Raw genomic sequence first — 24,225 nt, forward strand, 5'->3', positions numbered from 1 at the left:
ATGCATATGCATATTTTTGAAGGAGCACGGCATCTATCTAATGGTGAATGGGTTATTCGAGCTATCATAGCATACATATTTTTAATATTAGTTGCGAAAGCGATGGGACAAAGGTCCATCGCACAACTTCGTTTTTTAGATGTCGTATTAGTATTATTGCTTGGTGGGAATATTTCTAACGCATTATCTGATGAAAAAGTGGGGTTACTCGGCTCGATGATTACAACGTTCATACTCGTTGTACTTCACATTATAAGCTCAGTCTTAATGTTGAAATGGGATAGATGGAGACGATTTTTAGAGCCAGCACCTATTATTCTTATACACAATGGTTCCATTGATTTTAGCAATTTGAAAAAAGCGAGAATTACGGTGGAATATTTATTTTCGGAAATTCGTATGCGAAATGTGAGCGATATTCAAACGATTAAATTAGCATTGTGGGAAGCGAATGGTGTTGTTTCTATATTTCAGTATCCAGAATATGAAGCAGTTTCGCGGCTTGATCTGAAAGTGGCGGGAAGAAGATCTCCAGTTTCTTTTGTATTAGTAAAGGATGGGAGGATTCAGCAAGATGTTCTAGCTTTAGTAGGAAAAACAGAAGAGTGGGCGAAAGAGTGTTTAGAGAAGAGTGCAGAAATCGAATCCATTATGTTAGCTACAGTAGATGAAGCGCATAAAATAAATGTTTTGTTAAAAAAATGAAAAATATACGCATTTTGTCGTTTCATACATATGATACAATAGTGTGGACAACGAAAAAGGAGGGATACGATGGGATATGTAGAGGAATTACGAAAAGTAGTTGGTCATCGCCCTTTAATTTTAGTTGGTGCTGTTGTACTCGTTATAAATGAAAGTGGATATGTATTATTACAGCAAAGAACAGAGCCGTACGGAAAATGGGGGTTGCCTGGCGGGCTAATGGAGCTTGGTGAATCACCAGAAGAAACAGCTTACCGTGAAGTATATGAAGAGACAGGAATAGAAGTAAAGAACCTCCGATTAATCAATGTATTTTCTGGAGCGAACTATTTTTCAAAATTAACAAACGGTGATGAGTTTCAATCCGTAACGACAGCCTATTATACCGATGAATACGAAGGGAATTTTGTTATGAATAAAGAAGAAGCGGTTCAGCTTAAATTCTTCCCGGTAACAGAGCTACCTGATTATATTGTAGGATCGCATAAAAAAATGATTACGGAGTATATAAAGGCTATGGGAAATAAGATATAATATAATGAAAGAGATACAAAAACACAGTTCTGGTCGGTAGTCCAGACGCATGATTTCATGTCAGTAACCTTCCCCTCCGGGATGTCCAGTATTTCTAATTTTTTTAAAGGAGGGGCTGTCAATGGATTTGACAGTATATCACGATGGTCAATTTTTCGTAGGAATTATTACGCATAAAGAAAAAGGAAAATTGTATGGAGCAAGGTATATTTTTGGAATGGAACCTTCAGATGAAGAAGTACTTATATTTGTGAATGGTCCAATGTTAGCATATTTCCAGCACGTTGCAAAATGCGGTGTGGAAGTGAAAGAAAAACAGCGTCCCAAAAATATAAAACGTATCATACGACAAGCGGCAAAAGAAGTAAATGTAAAACGTTTTACTAAGGCACAAGAAGCGATTAGTTTATCTTATGAATTGTATAAACAAGAAAAGAAAGTGCAGTCTAAAGAGAAGCGAGAAGCTGAAAAACAAAGAAGGCGTTTAATTAAAGTACAAAAAGCAAAGCAAAAGCATCGTGGCCATTAAAAAAAGGTGTTAGAGCAAGGGCTCTAACACCTTTTCTATGCCTAAATACAAGTAAACTTACTTGTATTTCATAAACATTAACTGGTAAGATACAAATAGGTAGAATTAGAGGAGGGAAAAGATTGATTAACTTTAACTTTTTTATGAATGATGTTGTCCGTCAAGCGCGTGAAGAGATTGTCTCTGCGGGATATACAGAATTGACGACACCAGAAGCAGTCGAAGAAGCATTTAAAAGAAATGGTACAACACTTGTAATGGTAAACTCTGTATGTGGTTGTGCAGGTGGCATTGCTCGTCCTGCTGCTGCACATTCCGTACATTATGATAAACGCCCTAACCACCTTGTAACAGTATTTGCGGGTCAAGATAAAGAAGCAACAGCAAGAGCTCGTGAATATTTTGAAGGATATCCACCTTCATCTCCATCATTTGCGTTATTGAAAGATGGAAAAATTGTAACGATGGTAGAACGTCATGAAATTGAAGGTCATGAACCAATGCAAGTAATTGCAAAACTACAATCTTATTTCGAAGATAATTGCGAAGAACTATAAGGAAGAGAAAAAGGCGGTACGTCCACAATCAAGTGGGTGTACCGCCTTTTTTATTTAGTTTTTAAAATAATTAAACATGCAGGAAGTTGTTGTTTTATGCATGTTTTTATGCATTTACAACAGCTTTAATGCTGTTTTTTTATTTATTTTTATTTTAAATATTGCATAAAAATGAAAGTGCTGATACAATACAAACATCGAATAAATATTCTATTAAACTTTTAAATATACATTATTAGGGGGAAGAAAGATGAAGAAGTTATTATCAATATCATTTGCACTTATTTTAATTGTAAGTATGTTCAGTGCTTGTAGTAATGGGGAAGAAAAGGCGAATGGCAAAAATAAAAAAGTACTCGTTATGGGGACTTCAGCAGACTATAAACCGTATGAATACGTGGAAGCTTCAAAAAGTGATGAAATTATCGGCTTTGATGTTGATATTGCAAAATATATCGGAAAAGAACTTGGATATGAAGTAAAAGTGAAAGATATGGATTTTGGCGGATTATTAGCATCTCTTAATTCAGGAAAAGTTGATTTCGTTATGGCAGGTATGACGCCAACTGCAGAGCGTAAAAATAATGCTGATTTCACAGATATATATTTTGTTGCTAAAAATATGATCGTTTCAAAAAAGGGCTCTAATATTAAATCGTTAGAAGATTTAAAAGGGAAAAAAGTAGGGGTACAAACAGGGTCAATTCAAGAAGAAAAGGCAAAAGAATTTCAGAAACAAGTCGATTTCAAAGCTGAGGGACGTGACCGTATACCAGAAATCGTACAAGAAATTAAAGCTGGTCGTTTTGACGCTGCAATTATAGAAGACACGGTTGCAAAAAATTATTTAGAAAAAATGAAAGAACTACAAGGAATTGAAATTCAAGAAGCACCAGAAGAAGTAGGGGCAGCAATTGCTCTTTCAAAAAATAGTGATAAAACAGGAGAATTTAATAAAGTAATTAAGAAAATGCAAGAAAATGGAGAGATGGATAAATTAGTTAAGAAATGGTTTGGCAGCGGAAAATAAGCTGCCTTTCACTTTTCTGTGAGGGGAATGAAAAGGATGAATTTGGATTTTTCGGCAATTACGCCTTCAATACCATATATATTAAAGGGCTTAGAAGTTACATTAAAAATTGTAGCTGCATCAGCTTTAGCAGGATTTATTTTAGGGACGTTATTAGCACTTTGCAAAATTGCTAGAATACGAGCATTAAATATTGCAGCAGATATATATACTTCAATATTTCGTGGTACACCACTAGTATTACAATTAATGATTATTTATTTCGGTGTTCCGCAAATGATTGGATATGAGATACCAGCCTTTTTAGCAGCTGTACTTGCATTTAGTTTAAATTCAGGTGCATATATGTCAGAAGTAATTCGTGCCGGCATTCAAGCGGTTGATAAAGGACAAACAGAAGCAGCTATGGCTTTAGGGATTCCTTACGGGAAAATGATGAAAAATATTATTTTTCCTCAAGCTTTAAAAAATATATTACCAGCACTTGTAAATGAATTTGCGACTCTTACGAAAGAATCGGCTGTAGTAACTGTAATTGGAGCCACAGATTTAATGCGCCGTGCTTATATTGTAGGCGGTGAAACGTTTAAATATCTTGAACCATTACTGTTTGTTGGACTTATTTATTATATGTTAGTCATTATTCTTACATTAGTCGGGAAAGCCATTGAAGGGAGAATGAAGAAAAGTGATTAAAGTTGAAAACCTTCATAAGTCATTTGGAAAAAATGAAGTATTAAAAGGAATTACAACAACGATTGAAAAAGGAGAAGTTGTTGCAATTATCGGACCGTCTGGATCTGGAAAGTCAACGTTTTTACGCTGTATGAATGTACTAGAAGCACCGACAAATGGTCAAATTTGGATTGGAACGGAAGAAGTAACGAATCCGAAAACGAATATTATGCATGTTCGTGAAAATGTCGGAATGGTATTTCAACATTTTCACTTATTCCCTCATATGACTGTATTAGAAAATATTACGTATGCTCCTATCAATGTAAAAGGAGTAACGAAGCAAGTGGCTGAGAAAAAGGCTCAGGAACTTTTGGATAAAGTAGGACTGCTTGATAAGAAAGATTCATATCCAAATCGTCTTTCAGGAGGACAAAAGCAACGTGTAGCAATTGCAAGAGCGTTAGCGATGGAACCGGAAGTTATGTTATTTGATGAACCGACCTCTGCGCTAGATCCAGAAATGGTGAAAGAAGTGTTAGAAGTTATGAAATCATTAGTTACGACAGGAATGACGATGGCAATCGTTACACATGAAATGGGATTTGCAAAAGAAGTAGCAGACCGTGTTCTCTTTTTAGATGGTGGAAAGCTCGTAGAAGATGGTAATCCGGAAGAGTTTTTTACAGCACCAAAAAGTGACCGTGCAAAAGAATTTTTGCAAAAGATATTGTAATATGTGAAGGGTACGTGAATAATAGGTAGAAAAGGATGACATTGCGTCATCCTTTTTTTATACTATTTTTAAATACGTTTATACATATAGGAGTAATGATATGCTTAAAATTGGATATAGAACAGTGAAAACAGCGCTTGGAACGGGTGCTGCAGTTTTTATTGCTCAGCTATTAGGATTAGAATTTTATAGTTCAGCTGGTATTTTAGTCATTTTATGCGTGCAAAATACGAAACGAAAATCAGTTCAAGTATCGTTGCACCGTTTTTTAGCTTGTGTATTATCAATGGTATTTGCGTTTTGTATTTTTGAAACGATTGGTTATACACCACTAGCGATTAGCGTATTACTGCTTACCTTTATTCCAACTGCAGTTATGTGCAAAATTCAAGAAGGGATTGTCACGAGCTCGGTTATCGTTATGCATCTGTATTCATTAAAGCAAATTACATGGTCTATAGTTGGTAATGAAATTGCTATATTAACGATTGGAATTAGTGTTGCTTTATTAGTAAACATGTACATGCCAAGCAGTGAGAATAAACTGAAAGAGTATCAAGGAAAAATAGAAGAGCATTTCAGAACGATTTTGTTTGAAATGGTCGTTTATTTACGGAATCGAGATAGTAATTGGAGTGGGGCCGAATTAATTGAAACAGAAATGATGCTGAAAGAAGCGAAAGATTTATCATTTAAAAAACTTGAGAATGAATTTATGCGTGAAGATGACTATTATTATCGGTATTTTGATATGCGTATGCAACAATTTGAAATTTTGGAGCGCATGATACCATTAGCTGCATCACTATCTTGGACGTATGAACAAGCTGATATGATTGCAGACGTAATTGAAAATATAGGGAATTCTATTCGACCTGAAAGTACAGGGGTCATTTCGTTAAGACAACTTCAAGAAATGCGAGAAGTATTTAGAGAAATGCCTTTACCAGTCTCGCGAGAAGAATTTGAAATACGTGCAAAACTTGTTCAACTTGTTTATGAGATGGAGCAATATTTACTCATTAAAAGTCGTTTTAGGGGAAAGGATAATATAAAAGAACTTATTTAGAAGGTAGGAACTATATATGCCGTATCTTCTTTCTTTATTATTATGTCTTTCTCTATCACCGATCTGGCCTCTTGGTGATAACCCACGTGCTGGAGATCCTTTTATAATTGTAAATAAAGCAACGAATAAACTAGCTTACATTGATGATGGGAAGATCCAAAAGGTTTTTCCAGTAGCGACAGGAAAAACAAATGAATTAACCCCAGAAGGAACCTTTGACATTGTATTGAAGGCGAAGGATCCCTATTATATTGCGAAGGATATTCCTGGGGGCTCTCCAAAAAATCCACTTGGATCGAGGTGGATGGGATTTAATGCAAGAGGAACGGATGGAAGTAAGTATGGGATACACGGGACAAACCAGCCTAGTTCAATTGGAAAATATATTTCGCAAGGATGTATAAGAATGAAGAAACATGATGTGGAATATTTGTTTGATCGTATTCCAATTGGAACAAAAGTATCGATTGTGAAATCGAAAAAAACATTTCAGCAATTGGCGAAGGAAAAAGGGGCCATAGTATTTGGAAAAGTCAACGAAACGGTTGGCTTTTTCTTTTATTATAAGTTGTCTTGACATGTGTACATAACCATGCGTTAATGAGAATATATAAAGATAATTGAGTAAAGGGGTTGCTCATATGTATTTAAATCCAAAAATTTCTTACATGCAGTTTTGTGTTGGTTTTCTATTTGTTATTACATTCATATTGGCAACTTTTAATATATGTTCTTACGTTGTAGCGATTGTATTTATGGCATTACTCAATCTTACTTTTGTTATTGGGGCATTTCAGCAGAAACAATATACAAGTTTTGTAATAGCACTTGTAATGGCCTTTTCCTTTAGCATTGTAGCAATTGTAATATATATAAAATAAAATGTTCATTACAAGATAGACTATCTCGATTTCGAGATGGTCTATTTTGTATGTGTAAGCAGTAAAAAAAGGACGAGTGAATCGTCCTTTTTACCAAAACATACTTGCGCCAGTAAGTAATGTTGTTACAAGCATAGAAATTAACATTATATAAACCATAATTTTTTGAGCTTTTTTATGCATCGTTAAACCTCCTTGCAAATCAGTACAATTTCATTGTAACGAGAAATGAAATTGTGGACAAGGGGAGAGAAATGACAAAATTCGGGAAGGGGGTGCAAAATATTACAGGGAATTTGAGCATACGTAGAGAATATGTTAAAAGATAGATTATTAATTTTTTGTTATGCAAGCTGAAGAATGGAGATACAATGATGAAAATATACGAGACAGATCGTTTACATTTAAGAGAAATTGATGAGTCGTATGCGGAAAAAGTTCTTCAATATTACGACAAAAATCGTGAATTTTTAAAAGCGTGGGAAGAGTATAGACCGGAGGGTTTTTTCACGTTAGATTATCAAAAGAAAAAGTTACAAAAGGATAGAAAAGAGTTCGCGGAAGGCAAGATTATCAGGCTTTGGATTTTTAAAAAGGGTGATGATACAAAAATTATTGGATGTATTTCATTTAATCTAATTGTTCGCGGAATTTATCAATCTTGTGTACTCGGTTATAAATTAGATAAGGAAGAATTGAATAAAGGTTACACAACAGAAGCGCTTAGAAAAGCAATTCAAGTTACCTTTGAAGAATTTCATTTACATCGTATAGAAGCACCAATTATGCCACGAAATTTAGCATCTATACAAGTAGTGACGAAGATAGGATTTCAATATGAAGGTGTATCTCGAAAAATGCTAATGGTAAATGGCATCTGGGAAGATCATATGCGCTGGGTATTGTTAAACGAGTAATAGAAGGCAGATGGGTATCTAGATGTGTTAACCATCTGTTTTTTGTCTTGTATTTCGAAACTTTTGCGAAATTCTGTTATAATTAATGTTGTTACATACATAATGGTAGTGCAGGAGGCGCAGTCTTATGATTAATCAAGAACGTTTAGTAAATGAATTTATGGAGTTAGTACAAGTAGATTCTGAAACGAAATTTGAAGCAGAAATTTGCAAAGTGTTAACAGAGAAATTTACTGCTTTAGGTGTAGAAGTATTTGAGGATGACACGATGGGTGTGACTGGTCATGGTGCAGGTAACTTAATTTGTACTTTACCAGCAACAAAAGACGGTGTTGATACAATTTATTTCACTTCTCATATGGATACAGTAGTTCCTGGTAATGGAATTAAGCCTTCTATTAAAGATGGATATATCGTATCAGATGGTACTACAATTTTAGGAGCCGATGACAAAGCTGGATTAGCATCTATGTTTGAAGCGATTCGTGTCTTAAAAGAGAAAAACATTCCTCATGGTAAAATTGAATTTATTATTACAGTTGGAGAAGAATCTGGTCTTATTGGCGCAAAAGCGTTAGACCGCGAGCGCATTACAGCAAAATATGGTTATGCATTAGATAGTGATGGAAAAGTTGGTGAAATTGTAGTTGCAGCGCCAACACAAGCGAAAGTGAATGCGATTATTCGCGGGAAAACAGCTCATGCTGGCGTAGCACCAGAAAAAGGTGTATCTGCAATTACTATCGCAGCAAAAGCAATCGCAAAGATGCCACTTGGTCGTATCGATTCTGAAACAACTGCAAATATTGGACGTTTTGAAGGTGGTACACAAACAAATATCGTTTGCGATCATGTTCAAATCTTTGCAGAAGCTCGTTCTTTAATAAATGAGAAAATGGAAGCACAAGTTGCAAAAATGAAAGAAGCATTTGAAACAACTGCAAAAGAAATGGGTGGTCATGCAGACGTTGAAGTAAACGTTATGTATCCAGGATTTAAGTTTGCTGCTGGCGATCACGTTGTAGAAGTTGCGAAACGTGCAGCTGAAAACATTGGTCGTACGCCTTCTCTTCACCAAAGTGGTGGCGGAAGTGATGCGAACGTAATCGCAGGACATGGTATCCCAACAGTTAACTTAGCAGTTGGTTATGAAGAAATTCATACAACAAATGAAAAAATTCCTGTTGAAGAATTAGCGAAAACAGCAGAATTAGTTGTAGCTATTATTGAAGAAGTAGCGAAGTAAGTAATAAAAAAAGACGCGTGAACCAATTATGGTTTACACGTCTTTTTTTTATTTTGATTCAATTGCTTTCACAAGGCGGATAAGCCAATATAAGAAGACCCACGGAAGTACATAAGTTGTTGTAAAACGTATGAAATGAGAGAAGATTCCTAAAGCGTAAATGTTAATGTTAAAAAGGGGAAGTAACAAATAATTAATCGCAAGGATTACTATAATAATAATAAATACATAATTGAGTTTATTATGTTGTTTCATAACGACTCATCTCCTTTACAATAATATCCATTTGTTACGTACAGTATAGCAAAAAATAGATAGAGAAAAGCCAATAATTATTATAAAGTGTAAAGAAATTTGATATAATGAAGGAACAAATGTTCTTTTAGGGGTGAGTAGTATGCGAGAAATGTATCCGAAAAATGGTCGTGTCATTTTACATGTAGATATGAATTGCTTTTTCGCATCTGTTGAAATTGCTCATGACCCATCATTACAAGGAAAGCCATTAGCGATTGCGGGGAATGAAAAAGAGAGAAAAGGGATTATCATAACATGTAGTTATGAGGCGAGAGAATATGGAATACGTACGACGATGCCTCTATGGGAAGCGAAGCGATTATGCCCGCAATTAGTTGTGAGGCACCCTAATTTTACATTATATCGAGAAGCTTCATTTCAAATGTTTCAAATTCTTTCCCGTTTTACAGAAAAAATACAACCGTTTTCTATAGATGAAGGGTATTTAGATATTACAGATTGCTATGCGCTCGGTTCGCCTCTTGAAATAGCGAAGATGATTCAACAAGCGTTACTAACAGAGTTACAGCTTCCATGTAGCATTGGGATTGCCCCAAACCTTTTCCTAGCAAAGACTGCTTCAGATATGAAAAAACCTCTTGGAATTACAGTACTTCGAAAACGTGATATCCCAGAAATTATTTGGCCACGATCAGTTGCAGAGATGCATGGAATCGGAGAGAAAACTGCTGAAAAACTAAAAGACATTCATATACATACAATTGAACAGTTAGCAAAAGGAGACGAGCATATCATTCGCGCTAAAATTGGAAAGCACGGTGTTGATTTACAAAAACGTGCAAAAGGTATGGATGACAGGGAAGTTGATCCGAATCAAATGGGACAACATAAAAGCGTTGGAAATTCGATGACTTTCTCAAAGGATATGGACGAAGAAAAAGAATTACTTGATATGTTAGAAAGATTATCGAAATCAGTAAGCAAAAGGCTACAAAAACGAACTCTCGTTAGTTATAACATTCAAATTATGATTAAATACCATGATCGTCGCACGGTAACACGGAGTAAACAATTGAAAAATGCAATATGGGAAGAACGGGTTATTTTCCAATCAGCATCACGTTTATGGAAGCAACACTGGGATGGTGATTCTGTTCGTCTGTTAGGTGTTACAGCTACTGAATTAGAGTGGAAGACAGAATCAGTGAAACAGTTAGATTTGTTTTCATTCGAAGAAGATGCGAAAGAAGAGCCGTTACTTGCTGTTATTGATCAAATTAATGAAAAGTATGGAACACCTCTTTTACAGAGAGGTAGTCAATTATTGCGTAAGCAAGAAAAGTCGTTTCAGCAAAAATTAGAAAATAAGTTTATGTAGAAGGTTTTAGAGATTTAAACCCTTCTTTTTTAGCCCCGTACTAAGTTGAAACAAAAAGATTGAATGAGTATGGATTACTTTTAGTTATTCCTAGCAGTTGCTAATAACTTGAAAATAAAACAGAAGGTGTCATGAATATTAAACCTTCTGTTTTATTCATGACACCTTTATGATTTAACTTGCTTCTAAGTCTAGTGTTGTCTTCCACCCCGCGGCAGTAACACCAGATTCTAAAAGCATTCTACTTACTATTTTTTCAATTAAGACAGCTGCATTTGTATTGCAATGTAATGTAGCTTGTATACATACTTTTTGGTTAGAATCAACGTCTTCACTGTACAATTCTTTTAAACCGATACCTTCAGAACTTACCATGTGCATGAGAAGAAAACGAATATGTGCTTCATTTTCTTCTGAACAAGTAAGAGAAAGTAAGTAGTTTGTTTGCTCGGGTAAATCTTCTTTTGATTTATTATTCATAAATAGAGCGATTGGGCGTAGTAGTATATTTGCTAGTAAGACGCCGGCTGCACCTAGCATAGCTGCAACGAGGAAGCCAGCACCTGTAAGAGTACCAACAGCAGCTGCACACCATAAAGTTGCCGCTGTATTTAACCCTCTAATACTAAAACCGTCACGAATAATAACACCGCCTCCTAAAAAGCCAATACCACTAACAACTTGAGCGGCGATGCGTGATGGACTAGCATCATGATCAAGCATGACGGATAATAAAACAAATATACAGGCGCCAAGTGATACGAGAGCATTTGTCCGCAAACCAGCCATTCGATGTCTCCATTGTCTTTCCATTCCGATGCAAGCTCCTACAATAATTGCTATAAATAACCTTAATACGATGTCATACCATATCATCATGGTCACCTCCATACATATAAGTACATGTTATATTTTTTGAGAATGAGTGAGAAATACCCACTCATTCTCATTTTTACAACCAGCTATGGAATTTTTTAATATAAAGCTTTTTCAGGAATTGTGTTAAGAAAGCATAACCTAATAATATTCCTATGAGCCACGGGAAATAGCTTAGTGGTAATGCTTGTAAACCAATTGCTGCACCAAGTGGTGAGAATGGAATGTAAATTCCGATTGCCATAATACAAGCGGTTAATACAAGAACTGGTATTGATGCTGTACTTTTAATAAACGGAATTTTCTGTGTTCTGATCATATGGACAATTAATGTTTGAGTTAGTAACCCGACGACAAACCAACCAGATTGGAATAGTGATTGTTCTCCAGGTGTATTTGCACCGAATACATTCCACATGACAACGAATGTGATAATATCGAATATAGAGCTAATTGGACCGATGCAAATAATGAAGTTACGCAAGTTTGCAGTATCCCATTTTCTAGGCTTCTCTAGAAATTCCTTATCCATTTTATCCCATGGAATTGAAAGCTGTGAAATATCATAAAGTAAGTTTTGAATTAAGAGATGAATTGCAAGCATCGGTAAAAATGGAATGAAAGCACTTGCTATTAATACACTAAATACATTTCCGAAGTTAGAGCTCGCCGTCATTTTGATATATTTTAAAATATTGCCGAACGTAGTACGTCCCTCTAAAATACCTGCTTCTAATATAGTTAAACTTTTTTCGAGTAAAATAATATCAGAAGATTCTTTTGCGATATCGGTAGCGGTATCAACAGATATTCCAACGTCAGCTTCACGTAATGCCACGGCATCGTTAATGCCATCACCCATGTAACCTACAGTATGACCATTACCTTGTAATACGTGAATAATACGAGATTTTTGCATTGGATTTAGTTTTGCGAACACTGTTGTTTCTTCTGCCAGTTTTGCTAATGCTTTATCTGGTAAAGAATCGATTTCGTAACCGAGGACAGGCTCTCCTATATTTAATCCAACGTCTTTACAAACCTTTCTTGTAACAATTTCGTTATCACCAGTTAAGATTTTCACTTGTACGCCGTGTTTTTGCAATGCTTGAATTGCAGAAGCAGCAGATGGTTTTGGTGGATCTAAAAAGCCGATATATCCAGTAAGGATCATAGCGGATTCATCTTGTACTGCATAAGCTTTATGATAAGGTTTGTTATCTTTCTTGTATGCTACAGCGATGACACGCATTCCTTCACTATTTAAAGTTTCGCTAAGATGTTTTACATTTGCTCTCATTTCTTCAGTGAGAGGGACAATTTGTCCATCAACTTCAGTGTAATTACAGATTGATAAAATTTCTTCTACGGCACCTTTACAAACCATTGTATGTTCACCTGAAATATCTTTCACGATGACAGACATACGACGACGAGCAAAATCGAATGGAATTTCATCTAGCTTTTGAAAAGCTGATGGATCAAATTTATGGTTTTCCTCTGTATGTTCAATAACAGCTTTATCTATTAAATTTTTCAATCCCGTTTGATAGAAGCTATTTAAATAGGCAAAGTGTAATACACGATCGCATTCATTTCCGTTAGGATCTAAATGACGAACTAGGACAACTTTATCTTCTGTTAAAGTTCCAGTTTTATCTGTGCAAAGAATGTTCATAGCACCTAAGTTTTGAATAGAGTTGAGCTGTTTTACAATTACTTTTTGTTTAGACATGTTAACGGCACCTTTAGCTAAATTAGCAGTTACAATCATTGGCAGCATTTCAGGTGTAAGACCAACTGCAACAGCAATAGCAAAGAAGAAAGCTTCTTGCCAATCTCCTTTTGTGAATCCATTAATGAGAAGGACAATGGGTGCCATAATAAGCATGAATGTGATTAAGAGCCAACTTACTTTGTTTACGCCTTTATCAAAGCTTGTTTCTGCACGTTTTCCGATAACCTTTTTTGCTAAAGAGCCGAAATACGTATCCGTACTAGTTGAAACAACAACAGCTTTTGCGCTACCGCTAACAATATTTGTACCCATAAAGCAAAGGTTTTCCATATCGAGCGGATTGTAATTTTTTTTCATGTTTTTCGGTAATATATGTTTATTTTCCGTATGGTAGCAGTTTTCGTATTTTTCTACAGGAAGTGCTTCCCCGGTTAAAGAAGACTGATTAACAAATAAATCTTTTGCGGATAAAATACGCACATCAGCTGGCACGATATCACCAGCTGAAAGTGAAATAATATCGCCAGGTACAAGTTCTTCAATTGGAATTTCTGTTGTGTAATTTCGATTTAAATTTGTTACGTTTTTTGTTTCGTGTACAAATCCATCTATTCTAAAGACACTCGCAGTTGTTCGAACCATAGCCTTTAACTTATCCGCCGCTTTCTGAGAGCGGAATTCTTGTAAAAAGCGAATCGTTGCACTTAGCAGTACCATTACAGATACGACAATTGTTCCTTGTATATCATCTGTGAAAAAAGAGAGTGCTCCAAGAGCTAACAAAACAAAAATAAATGGATTTTTAAATGCCAGCAGAAATTGAATATACCATGGCAATGTTTTATTATGAGCAATTTCGTTCGGACCGTATAAAGAAAGTCTACGAGACGCTTCTTGTTTAGAGAGACCATCTTGTGTTGTTTCTAAGAGTTTTAACGCAGAGTTTACATCCTGTGTTGCAACTTCCACTAATAATTCGTTATTTGCTTTCATGCTATCTTGATCGTAAGCATGCTTTGTTTCTTGTCTTTGTAAATTTAACATTGGTAGTTCCTCCTCTTTCATGAAGGAGGAAACAATCTGTTACTCGACTATTTAAAATTGGGAGGAACAGCTTCTTTCCTACCTACATGGTGAAATATTAACGTAAAACATATGGGTATCTGGGCCGAATCATCACTTGCCACTGTTCCTCACCTCCGTACAATTAGTAGTTTCTGAATATGCTATGTTTGTTTCATAGTAAGGTGCATAAAGACATAAAAAAGACCTTTACTCAAAACGAGTAAAGGTCTGAATTCGTAGTCAAAAAGAGTCAACAACAAAGACTGTTAGTAAGCATAGATAAAAACAGTTTTTGTGTATGACAAAACATACGCACCTCTCCCTCGTTGAGTTTTAGCACTGTATAGCATAGGTACTGAAACCAGCTACGTTAAGAAAGGCCTTCATTCCGACCTTTCCTGTTGACCCATTGGCGTCTCTCGACATTTTTGGGCAGCAGCGTTTCTCTATACAGGAGCCTCACCTAACAGAGACCATATTCAATTACAAGTTGAATGTTAGCACTGTAAAATCGTAGTGTCAATATCTTTTTAATCTATTTTTTCGAAAAATCAAATAGATTTATGATGGCTATATAGTAGGAAATAAGCGGAGTTTTTGAAATAAGGCGGGAAAATAAATACTTTAATGAACATAAATAAAAAGCACTGTAATCAGTGCTTTTTTATTTTAGATTATGAGATTGTAGCATTTTCAAAAATAACAATTTCTGAACTGTTTGTTGTTGAAACGCGTTGTGCGTAATATGTTAAAGCTGAGGAAATATATGTTGGTAACGAATCATTTGTATGTGTTGTTGTATATTCATGGATTAATTCTTTTAAAGTCGTCCATTCTAATTGTGCTGGGTGATCAGAAACGAAAGAACTTACCCAGCGATCAAATGAAGATGAAAAATCAGTTTGTAAACGAAATGCTTCTTTCATAATAAAACGCTCCCTTAAAATGTAGTATAATCATTTTAACATAAAACACGAACAATTACTAAGTTTTTTGATTATAACGTTCGTGTTATATAGTTGTCTAGATGATTGGTTATGTAAATTCGATTTGCCATTTGAAATAACATTCCGTAAGATGAAAGATAGATTATATAAAGAGCTGGAGGAAAGAAAGTGGAATTTGTATTTTTAGGAACTGGTGCAGGTGTTCCTTCGAAAGGAAGGAATGTTTCAGCAATTGCTCTGCAATTGCTAGAAGAACGAGGACAGACTTGGTTATTTGATTGTGGCGAGGCGACGCAACATCAAATATTACATACATCAGTACGTCCACGCCGCATTGAAAAAATATTTATTACGCATTTACATGGTGATCATATTTTTGGGTTGCCTGGTTTATTAGGAAGCCGTTCGTTTCAAGGAGGGACTACACCTTTAACAGTGTATGGACCAAAAGGAATTAAACAATTTATTGAAGTGGCATTATCAGTAAGTACGACACATGTTAAATATCCGCTTGAAATCGTTGAGATTACGGAAGAAGGTATTGTGTTTGAGGATAATGAATTTTGTGTAGAAACAAAAAGGTTATCACATGGAATTGAATGTTTCGGATATCGAATTGTAGAGAAAGATATACAGGGAGCTCTTTTAGTGGATAAGTTACTGGGAATGGGTGTGAAACCTGGTCCAGTTTTTAAACGCTTAAAAGATGGTGAAGTAGTTGAATTAGAGAATGGCACAGTGTTAGATGGAAAAGATTTTATTGGCCCGCCTCAAAAAGGAAGAGTTATTACAATTTTAGGCGATACACGATATTGCGAAGCGAGTAGAGAGCTTGCGCAAGATGCTGACGTACTTGTTCATGAAGCAACTTTTGCGGCAGAAGATGAACAACAAGCGTATGATTATTTTCATTCCACATCTAAGCAAGCTGCGAGTATTGCACTTCAGGCAAATGCAAAACGCTTAATATTGACTCATATTAGTTCTCGTTATCAAGGAGATACATATAAGGAATTATTGAAAGAGGCAAGAGAGCTATTTTCTAATACAGAAATAGCTACGGATTTAAAATCATTTCCAGTAGACAGATAATAATGTTGTGAAAAAATGGTGACGATAGGTTGCCATTTTTTTTATTTCTAAAAAAAATTAAAAATAAAACTGTTATCATTTTATTTTTATATAGGATGAAACAGAAAGTTTTAATGATGTGAAGATATAGGGTAAAAATACATAATACCGATTATTTAGAAAAACTGTTATATAAGTCAGACGACATACGAGTGGTACAAGTAGCAAAAATGGATTTTTATTCAGAACTTTTAAAATTCATTAAAAGTAAGCGTTTTATTAAAAACAAGCTATAATGAGGGCAGATTATAATTTATCCCGCTATTTGCGGACAGTAAGACTCCCACCTCAGAATTCGGCGAATGCGAGGAAGTTAGGTGGGAGATAACTGCCCGTAAAAGCCCGATTGGTGTGGGCTAATAATCAGTGGGGGATGGACAAAACCCCCACTGATTAAAGTTTCACTTTATTGTAGGCTACATGCGTTTTAGCCATTTGTCATAACAAGTGAAGTTGACTAAATCGTGAGAGAGCAACATGGAAATTATAATAGGAAGGATATTACTATTATTTGTACTAAGTCTTTTTTCACTTTTTAGCTTTAAAATATCAAAAGGTATGAAAGCAATGGGAGTTTCACTTGTTTATGCTATGCTTGTAAGGGGTTCTGTGTTAAACTTTGGATTGCTACCAGACTTTATTGTGGACTATCTTATATTATTTTTAAATGCAGGTAATGCTAAGTTTCTTATTTATTATTATAACTGGTATTATTTCAGGATATATTGCTTCACTGTTATTCAAAAACTATCCAATTCTTACAGCGGAACAAATTCGTGGTACGACTGGAACAGCAACCGATTCGGTAGCTTAATAGAATAGTAAATAATTTTTTCATAGAGGTTTAGGGGGAGTTATGATGAAGTATCGCTCAGTGTTTGATATTATTGGTCCGGTTATGATTGGTCCATCAAGTTCACATACAGCAGGCGCGGCAAGAATGGGGCAAGTTGCTCGTCAGCTGTTTCGTCATGAACCAGAGAGAGTTAGCATTTCATTATATGGTTCATTTGCAAAAACATACCGTGGTCACGGTACGGATGTAGCGCTAATCGGTGGAATACTAGGATTTGAAACAGATGATTTACGTATTCCAAGTGCGTTAGATATTGCAAAAGAACGCGGGATTGAAGTGGAATTCATTGAAGAAGATGCAAATGCTCCGCACCCAAATACAGCGAAAATTCGTCTGTATAAAGGTGAAGAGGAAATTGAAGTTGTTGCTTGCTCAATTGGTGGCGGTAAAATTGAAGTTGTAGAATTAAACGGATTCGATCTTCAATTAACAGGCACGAGTCCAGCACTACTTATTGTAAATAACGATCGCTTTGGTGCTATCGCAGCTGTAGCTTCAATCCTTGCTAAGCATGAGATTAACATAAGTACAATGAGTGTTTCTCGTAAAGAAAAAGGAAGAAGAGCGCTTATGGTCATTGAAACAGATGAATTATTAGCAGATGAAGTAATTGCGGAAATAAATGGGCAACAAAATATTTGTCAAGTAACTATTATGGATTAATTGCAGGGGGGACACACCATGTTTCGGAACGCAGCGGAACTAGTGGCGCAAGCTAAAGAGCAAAATGTAAAAATCGCAGAAATTATGATTCAATGTGAAATGCAAACAAGAAATATCTCACGTGAAGAAGTAATTGCTGGAATGGAAAAGAACTTAGTCGTGATGGAACAAGCAGTAGAACGCGGTATTCGTGGTGTAAAATCACCGACTGGTTTAACTGGCGGGGATGCTGTGAAAGTCCAAGCGTATATGCAGAGTGGAAAAGGCTTATCTGGAGATACGATTTTGGACGCAGTGAGTAAAGCTGTTGCGACAAATGAAGTAAATGCGGCGATGGGAATTATTTGTGCAACACCAACAGCAGGGTCTGCTGGAACAGTGCCAGGTGTACTGTTTGCACTGCAAGAAAAATTACAGCCGACACGCGAAGAAATGATTGAATTTTTATTTACAGCAGGAGCTTTCGGTATGGTTGTTGCGAATAATGCTTGTATTTCTGGCGCGGCAGGAGGTTGCCAAGCTGAAGTAGGTTCAGCAAGTGGAATGGCAGCTGCAGCAGCAGTTGAGATGGCTGGTGGAACACAAGATCAAGCAGCTACAGCGATGGCGATTTCGTTAAAGAATATGCTTGGTTTAGTATGTGATCCTGTTGCAGGGCTTGTAGAAGTACCTTGTGTAAAACGTAATGCAGCAGGAGCTGCGAATGCCATGATTTCAGCTGATTTATCATTAGCTGGTGTAACTAGTACAATTCCATGTGATGAAGTTATTGAGGCGATGTTTAGAATTGGACAAACGATGCCAGTAGCACTTCGTGAAACAGCAGAAGGTGGCCTTGCAGCAACACCGACAGGTCGTCGTTTGCAAGAAGAGATTTTTGGTAAGAGTAATAACTAAAAGCATATCATATGATTAAAGTAAAAACGGAGCTCAAATAAAGTTGAGCTCCGTTTTTTATTTTTCTTTTGCTATTTCTTCTAATGTTTTTCCAAGATCGTGTGATCGTTTCGTTGCTTGTGTAATACATGAGATTAATGCTTGTTGAAAATTATGCTCCTGTAATACTTCAATACCTGCTTCAGTTGTTCCGCCAGGAGAAGTAATTTCTTTTCGCAAAATAGAAGGGTGTTTTTCGCTTGCTTTTAGCATTTCAGCAGAACCAATCATCGTCTGAAGAATAAGAGATTTTGCAACATCTTCTTTTAAACCAATTTTTTTTGCTGCCTCTTCCAGTGCTTCTACCACGTAATAAATATAAGCTGGCCCACTTCCGGATAATGCAGTGATAGCATGCATATCTTCTTCTTCTACTACAGAGACGAGACCAATCGTTTCAAATAAAGATGTTGCAGTGCGAATATGTTCCTCTGTTGTGTGTTCTGAAGGTGAGATAGCGGTAGCGGATTTTAAAATGGCTGCAGATGTATTTGGCATTGCACGAATAATCGGAACGTCTTTTTGAAGTAGGTTTCTAATTGAATGAGTAGAAACACCTGCTAATAACGAAATAATAAGCAAGTCATTATTTATGTATTCTTTAAGAGGAATAACCGCTTCTGCGACATCTTTTGGCTTCATAGCTAGAAAAAGAATATTTGCATCAGCAAGTAATTCCTTTTTATTATGTGTACCTTTGACACCGTATTTTTTATGTAACTCCTGTAATCTTGTCTCGTTAGAACGATTACTTACAGTGACGTGTTCTCCCTTAACAACATTTGCGTTTAATAAGCCACCAATAATCGCTTCGGCAATAGAGCCTGCACCGAGAAAGGAAATGTTTTGCATAGACATGATGTGCCTCCTTTAAATTTGGTTAGAAATACTTATAAATGTACATACATTCGTTTTTTTATGGAAAAGACCTCTTTTTATCTGAAAATAATGACAAATTTATAGGGAAGTTGTAAACTGAAGAGGTATTCATTTTTGAACCGGAAAAAGACAGGGGGGGCTAAGCATGACGGCGATTCATCGAATGGAGATTCCTGTTCCATTTGCAGTTGAGACAGTGAATGTGTTTTTAGTTGAGGGAGAAACATTAACGTTAATTGATACAGGGACAAATACAGAAGAAGCAAAGAAAGCACTAGAAAGTCAATTAGGTGCATTAGGATATAAGATAGAAGATATTGAAACGGTAGTGATTACGCATCACCATGCGGATCATTGCGGACTTTTAAATACATTTTCTGAAAAAGTAAAGATTATCGGACATCCTTGGAATGAACCGTGGATTACACAGAATGCTGAATTTTTAAAGAGGTATCATGAATTTTTTAAAGAGACAGCCTTGCAGTTCGGCGTTCCAGCAGTATTTCTGAATGGTGAGGCGTTATTGACGACGAAGACACTTAAATATTCTTGTAATAGATCGTTAACACATACCGTGAGAGAGGGAGATCGTATAGATTCGTTACCTGGATTTATAGTGATTGAAACCCCGGGTCATGCTTCCACTCATATTTCATTATATAGAGAATCTGATGGAATATTAATTGGTGGGGATGCTCTCATTAGTCATATTTCTTCAAATCCAATATTAGAACCACCATATGAAGGGCAAACAGAAAGAGCGCATCCTTTATTGCAGTACAATCAAACGTTAAAACGTTTAAGTGAAATGAATATTTCACGGATTTTATCAGGGCATGGGGAAGATGTTCTGAATGTGAAACAACTTATTGAAACAAGATTACAAAAGCAAGAGACACGTGCTTTTAAAGTGCTTGAACTATTAAAGGAAAAGCCAATGACAGCATTTGAAGTGTGTGTAAAACTATTTCCGGTATTATATAAAGAGCAATTGCCACTTACTATCTCAGAAACTGTTGGACAATTAGACTTTTTAGCATATAATCAACAAGTGATGATTGATGAATCTTCACAACAATTGATTTATTATGCAAAGTAGGTGACAGCAATGACGGGACGTTTACAAGAAAAAGTAATCGTCATTACAGGTGCTTCTAGTGGAATTGGAGAGCAAGTTGCAATGCAGGTTGCAGAGCAAGGGGCGACGCCGGTATTAATGGCTCGAACAGAAGAGAAGCTACAAGCATTAGCAGACAAAATTAAAGTAACTTATAATACGCCTTGCTATTACTATGTATTAGATGTAAGTGAAGAAGCGAAAGTACAATCTGTTTTTTCAAAGGTATTACAAGAAGTAGGACGTATTGATATATTGGTAAATAATGCTGGGTTTGGTATTTTTAAAACGTTTGAAGATGCTTCAATGGATGAAGTAAAGGATATGTTTCAAGTAAATGTATTTGGATTAGTAGCTTGTACGAAAGCGGTATTACCTAATATGGTAAAAAGGAACGAAGGACAAATTATTAATATTGCTTCATTGGCTGGAAAAATTGCAACTCCGAAGTCGAGTGCTTATGCAGCGACAAAACACGCTGTATTAGGATTTACGAATAGTTTACGTATGGAGCTATCTAACACAAATGTGTATGTAACAGCAATTAACCCAGGACCGATAGATACGAACTTTTTTGAAATAGCCGATCAATCAGGTACATATGTGAAAAATATGGGACGTTACATGTTAAAACCAACATATGTAGCAGAACAAATCGTAAAGGCGATGCAAACGAAAAAACGTGAAGTAAACTTGCCGAAGTGGATGGGAATGGGGCCAAAGCTCTACGCATTATTCCCAGGTTTATTTGAACGCATTGCAGGCAAATCATTAAGTAAAAAATAGGAGATTTCCATATGGAAATCTCCTATTTTTTATTTTCCAGTCACATAATCGTAAACGATATCCTCAACAGCTTCGTATACATCAATTTCAGTATTTGAATGAATTATCATTTGAATATGTTTAATTAGCATTGCCTGATCCTCTTTTGAAACAGGATTACATTGATATTGCCGAAAACTTTTTATAATCATTTTCTCAATTAATTTTTTATTCATGTTTTCCCCGCCTGTATGTATACATGTATTGTTTTATTGTACTTGAAGTGAAATAAAAATACTACTATGCACTATTTTTGCATAAAAATCCACTTATATATATCGCTTTTATAGTGAGGGTAATATTTTGAAGTTTTTAAAAATTATAAATATTTAATTGACTTTATAATTATGCAATATTATAATCAAACTTAATTTAAAGAATAGATATGAGGAGGAGCTTATGAAAGTCGCAATTATTGGAGCAACTGGATATGGAGGTATTGAGTTAATTCGGTTATTAGAGCAACATCCATATTTTTCGATAGCATCTCTCCATTCTTTTTCACAAGTTGGTGAATTTATAACAAATGTATACCCGCATTTTCGAAATGTTCTTGTCCATACGTTACAAGAAATTGATGCGGAGAAAATAGAGAAGGAAGCTGAAATTGTATTTTTAGCAACTCCAGCGGGAGTATCGGCAGAGTTAACACCAAAATTATTGGCAGTAGGTTTAAAAGTAATTGACCTATCTGGAGACTTTCGTATGATAGATCCCTCGTCATATGAATTGTGGTATAAAAGGCCAGCTGCACAGGAAGAACTTCTTAGGAAAGCAGTATATGGATTAAGTGAATGGAAAAGGCCTGAGATCCAAAATGCAAATTTAATTGCAAACCCAGGATGTTTTGCTACAGCTGCATTATTAGCGGTAGCGCCGTTAGTACGTAGCGGCATGATTGAAGAAGCTTCGATTATTATTGATGCGAAATCAGGAGTATCTGGAGCGGGCAAAACGCCAACAACAATGACTCACTTTCCTGAGTTATACGATAACTTACACATTTATAAAGTTAATCAGCATCAGCATGTTCCTGAGATTGAGCAAATGCTTGCAGAGTGGAATCGTGAAACGAAGCCAATCACGTTTAGTACACATTTAATACCGATATCACGAGGGATTATGATTACACTTTATGCGAAAGTGAAAGAGGAAATGAAAATAGAGCAACTTCAAAAGTTGTATGAAGAAACGTATGAATACTCAGCTTTCGTTCGAGTTCGCTCGCAAGGAGAATTTCCAAGTCCGAAAGAAGTAAGGGGCTCAAATTATTGTGATATTGGGATAGCTTACGATGAAAGAACAGAAAGAGTTACGGTCGTTTCTGTTATAGACAATATGATGAAAGGTGCGGCAGGGCAAGCAGTTCAAAATGCAAATTTATTAGCGGGACTAGAAGAGACAACGGGTTTACAGCATATGCCGCTTTATCCATAAGGGGGAAATTATGATTAAAGCATCGTCTATTACAAAATTAGCAAATGGTTCAATTGTTACACCAAAAGGCTTTTTGGCAATCGGTACTGCAAATGGTCTGAAAAAGGTGAAAAAGGATATGGGTGCAATCGTTTGTGAGGTGCCAGCATCATGTGCCGCTGTGTATACAACAAATCAAATACAAGCAGCGCCGTTGCAAGTAACGAAGGATAGCATAGCAGCAGAAGGGAAATTACAAGCAATTGTTGTAAATAGCGGCAATGCAAATGCTTGTACGGGGATGAAAGGGTTGCAAGATGCTTATGAGATGCGAACATTAGGAGCGGAACACTTTGGAGTAAAAGAAAAGTACGTCGCAGTCGCTTCAACAGGTGTAATTGGAGTACCTTTACCGATGGATATCATTCGAAAGGGAATTGAATCTCTTGTGCCAACAAAGGAAGTAAGTGAAGCTTATTCTTTTTGTGAAGCAATTTTAACGACAGATCTTATAACGAAAGAAACTTGCTATGAGATGATAATTGATGGGGAAGCAGTGATCATTGCTGGGGTCGCAAAAGGTTCAGGGATGATCAAACCGAATATGGCAACGATGCTTAGTTTTATTACAACAGACGCCAATATAGAGCATGAAGTATTGCAAACAGCATTATCACAAATTACGAATCATACGTTTAATCAAATTACGGTGGACGGAGATACTTCTACAAATGATATGGTCATCGCTATGGCAAGTGGATTATCAGAAACGAAAACGATGAATATGGAACATGAAGACTGGGAAACTTTCGTAGTTGCTTTACAAAAGGTATGTGAAGATTTAGCGAAAAAAATTGCACAAGATGGTGAAGGTGCTACGAAGTTAATAGAAGTGAACGTGTTAGGGGCTAGAACAAATGAAGAAGCAAAGAAAATTGCAAAACAAATAGTCGGTTCCAGTCTTGTGAAAACAGCGATATACGGTGAGGACCCAAATTGGGGACGAATTATTAGTAGTACTGGACAGAGTGAAGTAATTATTAACCCAAATACAATTGATATCACTCTTCAATCTATTGCCGTATTAAAAAATAGTGAGCCTCAAATGTTTTCTGAAGAGGAAATGACAAAGAAATTACAAGAACATGAAATAAAAATTGATGTGTGTTTACATTTAGGAGATGCAACGGGATCAGCTTGGGGCTGCGACTTAAGTTATGAATATGTGAAAATAAATGCTTGTTATCGTACATAAGGAGAG

Annotated in this window: 28 protein-coding genes and 1 riboswitch; of the genes, 21 read left to right on the plus strand and 7 right to left on the minus strand. The window is 36.0% G+C overall.

The features are described from left to right. The 10 genes from MR155_RS01900 to MR155_RS01945 all read left to right on the plus strand — a co-directional run bounded on the left by MR155_RS01900 (position 1) and on the right by MR155_RS01945 (position 6,716). The gene (locus tag MR155_RS01900) at positions 1-705 is read left to right on the plus strand and encodes a DUF421 domain-containing protein (protein WP_113937098.1); all 705 of its coding nucleotides are present in this window, start codon (positions 1-3) and stop codon (positions 703-705) included. Positions 706-774: 69 nt separating this feature from the next. Next, entirely contained in the window at positions 775-1,239 is a 465-nt protein-coding gene (locus tag MR155_RS01905; protein WP_113937099.1) for an NUDIX hydrolase, read from the plus strand. A 121-nt stretch (positions 1,240-1,360) separates the two neighbouring features. After that, a complete protein-coding gene (locus MR155_RS01910) occupies positions 1,361-1,768 on the plus strand; it encodes a YjdF family protein (RefSeq protein WP_002015096.1) in 408 nt (135 codons plus the stop codon). A gap of 143 nt (positions 1,769-1,911) precedes the next feature. Next, positions 1,912-2,325, plus strand: a complete 414-nt coding sequence (locus MR155_RS01915) for a BrxA/BrxB family bacilliredoxin (RefSeq protein ID WP_002015097.1) — start codon at positions 1,912-1,914, stop codon at positions 2,323-2,325. 250 nt (positions 2,326-2,575) lie between these two features. Continuing rightward, complete coding sequence (locus MR155_RS01920) at positions 2,576-3,355, plus strand: transporter substrate-binding domain-containing protein (RefSeq protein ID WP_242307711.1); 780 nt, start codon at positions 2,576-2,578, stop codon at positions 3,353-3,355. 36 nt (positions 3,356-3,391) lie between these two features. Beyond that, positions 3,392-4,051 carry an amino acid ABC transporter permease gene (locus MR155_RS01925; RefSeq protein ID WP_002015099.1) on the plus strand — a complete coding sequence of 220 codons (660 nt, stop codon included), beginning with the start codon at positions 3,392-3,394 and terminating at the stop codon, positions 4,049-4,051. Then, positions 4,044-4,766, plus strand: coding sequence for an amino acid ABC transporter ATP-binding protein (locus MR155_RS01930; protein WP_242307713.1), 723 nt, complete (start codon positions 4,044-4,046; stop codon positions 4,764-4,766). The genes MR155_RS01925 and MR155_RS01930 overlap by 8 nt, the downstream gene beginning before the upstream one ends. Before the next feature lie 100 nt (positions 4,767-4,866). Continuing rightward, complete coding sequence (locus MR155_RS01935) at positions 4,867-5,835, plus strand: aromatic acid exporter family protein (RefSeq protein ID WP_113937101.1); 969 nt, start codon at positions 4,867-4,869, stop codon at positions 5,833-5,835. Positions 5,836-5,851: 16 nt separating this feature from the next. Continuing rightward, positions 5,852-6,412, plus strand: coding sequence for a L,D-transpeptidase (locus MR155_RS01940; RefSeq protein WP_002015103.1), 561 nt, complete (start codon positions 5,852-5,854; stop codon positions 6,410-6,412). Between the two features lie 64 nt (positions 6,413-6,476). Beyond that, positions 6,477-6,716 (plus strand): DUF3894 domain-containing protein, encoded by a 240-nt coding sequence (locus MR155_RS01945; protein WP_002088543.1) that lies wholly within the window; start codon positions 6,477-6,479, stop codon positions 6,714-6,716. A 90-nt stretch (positions 6,717-6,806) separates the two neighbouring features. Here MR155_RS01945 and prli42 read toward each other — a convergent pair whose 3' ends face one another. Further along, positions 6,807-6,899: a stressosome-associated protein Prli42 gene (gene prli42 / locus MR155_RS01950; RefSeq protein ID WP_000549036.1), complete on the minus strand. Its 93-nt coding sequence runs from the start codon at positions 6,897-6,899 to the stop codon at positions 6,807-6,809. 188 nt (positions 6,900-7,087) lie between these two features. Here prli42 and MR155_RS01955 point away from each other — a divergent pair, with 188 nt between their 5' ends. Continuing rightward, positions 7,088-7,633, plus strand: coding sequence for a GNAT family N-acetyltransferase (locus MR155_RS01955; RefSeq protein WP_002015105.1), 546 nt, complete (start codon positions 7,088-7,090; stop codon positions 7,631-7,633). Positions 7,634-7,760: 127 nt separating this feature from the next. Continuing rightward, positions 7,761-8,879, plus strand: coding sequence for a tripeptidase T (locus MR155_RS01960; protein ID WP_002015107.1), 1,119 nt, complete (start codon positions 7,761-7,763; stop codon positions 8,877-8,879). A gap of 48 nt (positions 8,880-8,927) precedes the next feature. Here MR155_RS01960 and MR155_RS01965 read toward each other — a convergent pair whose 3' ends face one another. Beyond that, entirely contained in the window at positions 8,928-9,134 is a 207-nt protein-coding gene (locus MR155_RS01965; RefSeq protein ID WP_000809197.1) for a hypothetical protein, read from the minus strand. 142 nt (positions 9,135-9,276) lie between these two features. Here MR155_RS01965 and MR155_RS01970 point away from each other — a divergent pair, with 142 nt between their 5' ends. Continuing rightward, positions 9,277-10,515 (plus strand): DNA polymerase IV, encoded by a 1,239-nt coding sequence (locus MR155_RS01970; RefSeq protein WP_219303511.1) that lies wholly within the window; start codon positions 9,277-9,279, stop codon positions 10,513-10,515. Positions 10,516-10,689: 174 nt separating this feature from the next. Here the strand turns inward: MR155_RS01970 and MR155_RS01975 are convergent, their stop codons facing one another. The 3 genes from MR155_RS01975 to MR155_RS01985 form a co-directional block, all read right to left on the minus strand. Beyond that, positions 10,690-11,391 (minus strand): MgtC/SapB family protein, encoded by a 702-nt coding sequence (locus tag MR155_RS01975; RefSeq protein ID WP_016096135.1) that lies wholly within the window; start codon positions 11,389-11,391, stop codon positions 10,690-10,692. 76 nt (positions 11,392-11,467) lie between these two features. Further along, positions 11,468-14,173, minus strand: coding sequence for a magnesium-translocating P-type ATPase (mgtA, locus tag MR155_RS01980; RefSeq protein WP_242307716.1), 2,706 nt, complete (start codon positions 14,171-14,173; stop codon positions 11,468-11,470). A 331-nt stretch (positions 14,174-14,504) separates the two neighbouring features. Further along, positions 14,505-14,672: riboswitch (M-box (ykoK) riboswitch) on the minus strand. Between the two features lie 196 nt (positions 14,673-14,868). Next, complete coding sequence (locus MR155_RS01985) at positions 14,869-15,120, minus strand: DUF3932 family protein (RefSeq protein ID WP_000656495.1); 252 nt, start codon at positions 15,118-15,120, stop codon at positions 14,869-14,871. Positions 15,121-15,309: 189 nt separating this feature from the next. On the opposite strand from MR155_RS01985, the gene rnz reads away from it, so the two are divergent. The 4 genes from rnz to sdaAA all read left to right on the plus strand — a co-directional run bounded on the left by rnz (position 15,310) and on the right by sdaAA (position 18,688). After that, on the plus strand, positions 15,310-16,233 hold the full coding sequence (rnz, locus tag MR155_RS01990; RefSeq protein WP_113937105.1) for a ribonuclease Z: 924 nt from the start codon (positions 15,310-15,312) through the stop codon (positions 16,231-16,233). A 706-nt stretch (positions 16,234-16,939) separates the two neighbouring features. Continuing rightward, entirely contained in the window at positions 16,940-17,086 is a 147-nt protein-coding gene (locus tag MR155_RS01995) for a hypothetical protein (RefSeq protein WP_158080567.1), read from the plus strand. 45 nt (positions 17,087-17,131) lie between these two features. Continuing rightward, positions 17,132-17,791, plus strand: coding sequence for an L-serine ammonia-lyase, iron-sulfur-dependent subunit beta (gene sdaAB, locus MR155_RS02000; protein WP_002088527.1), 660 nt, complete (start codon positions 17,132-17,134; stop codon positions 17,789-17,791). Positions 17,792-17,809: 18 nt separating this feature from the next. Continuing rightward, positions 17,810-18,688, plus strand: a complete 879-nt coding sequence (gene sdaAA / locus MR155_RS02005; RefSeq protein ID WP_002033842.1) for an L-serine ammonia-lyase, iron-sulfur-dependent, subunit alpha — start codon at positions 17,810-17,812, stop codon at positions 18,686-18,688. A 57-nt stretch (positions 18,689-18,745) separates the two neighbouring features. Here the strand turns inward: sdaAA and proI are convergent, their stop codons facing one another. Then, entirely contained in the window at positions 18,746-19,585 is an 840-nt protein-coding gene (gene proI / locus MR155_RS02010) for a pyrroline-5-carboxylate reductase ProI (protein WP_002129014.1), read from the minus strand. A gap of 166 nt (positions 19,586-19,751) precedes the next feature. On the opposite strand from proI, the gene MR155_RS02015 reads away from it, so the two are divergent. Together MR155_RS02015 and MR155_RS02020 are read left to right on the plus strand one after the other, a co-directional pair. Beyond that, positions 19,752-20,705, plus strand: a complete 954-nt coding sequence (locus tag MR155_RS02015; protein WP_113937107.1) for an MBL fold metallo-hydrolase — start codon at positions 19,752-19,754, stop codon at positions 20,703-20,705. 9 nt (positions 20,706-20,714) lie between these two features. Beyond that, positions 20,715-21,509 (plus strand): SDR family oxidoreductase, encoded by a 795-nt coding sequence (locus MR155_RS02020; protein ID WP_242307719.1) that lies wholly within the window; start codon positions 20,715-20,717, stop codon positions 21,507-21,509. Between the two features lie 29 nt (positions 21,510-21,538). Here MR155_RS02020 and MR155_RS02025 read toward each other — a convergent pair whose 3' ends face one another. Continuing rightward, complete coding sequence (locus tag MR155_RS02025) at positions 21,539-21,724, minus strand: YqzH family protein (protein WP_242307720.1); 186 nt, start codon at positions 21,722-21,724, stop codon at positions 21,539-21,541. Positions 21,725-21,947: 223 nt separating this feature from the next. On the opposite strand from MR155_RS02025, the gene argC reads away from it, so the two are divergent. After that, on the plus strand, positions 21,948-22,985 hold the full coding sequence (argC, locus tag MR155_RS02030) for an N-acetyl-gamma-glutamyl-phosphate reductase (RefSeq protein WP_002066994.1): 1,038 nt from the start codon (positions 21,948-21,950) through the stop codon (positions 22,983-22,985). Positions 22,986-22,995: 10 nt separating this feature from the next. Continuing rightward, positions 22,996-24,219, plus strand: coding sequence for a bifunctional glutamate N-acetyltransferase/amino-acid acetyltransferase ArgJ (gene argJ / locus MR155_RS02035; protein ID WP_219303506.1), 1,224 nt, complete (start codon positions 22,996-22,998; stop codon positions 24,217-24,219). Positions 24,220-24,225: the final 6 nt, after the last annotated feature.

It is taken from the genome of Bacillus cereus group sp. BfR-BA-01331 (assembly GCF_022663915.1).
GTDB lineage: Bacteria > Bacillota > Bacilli > Bacillales > Bacillaceae_G > Bacillus_A > Bacillus_A mycoides.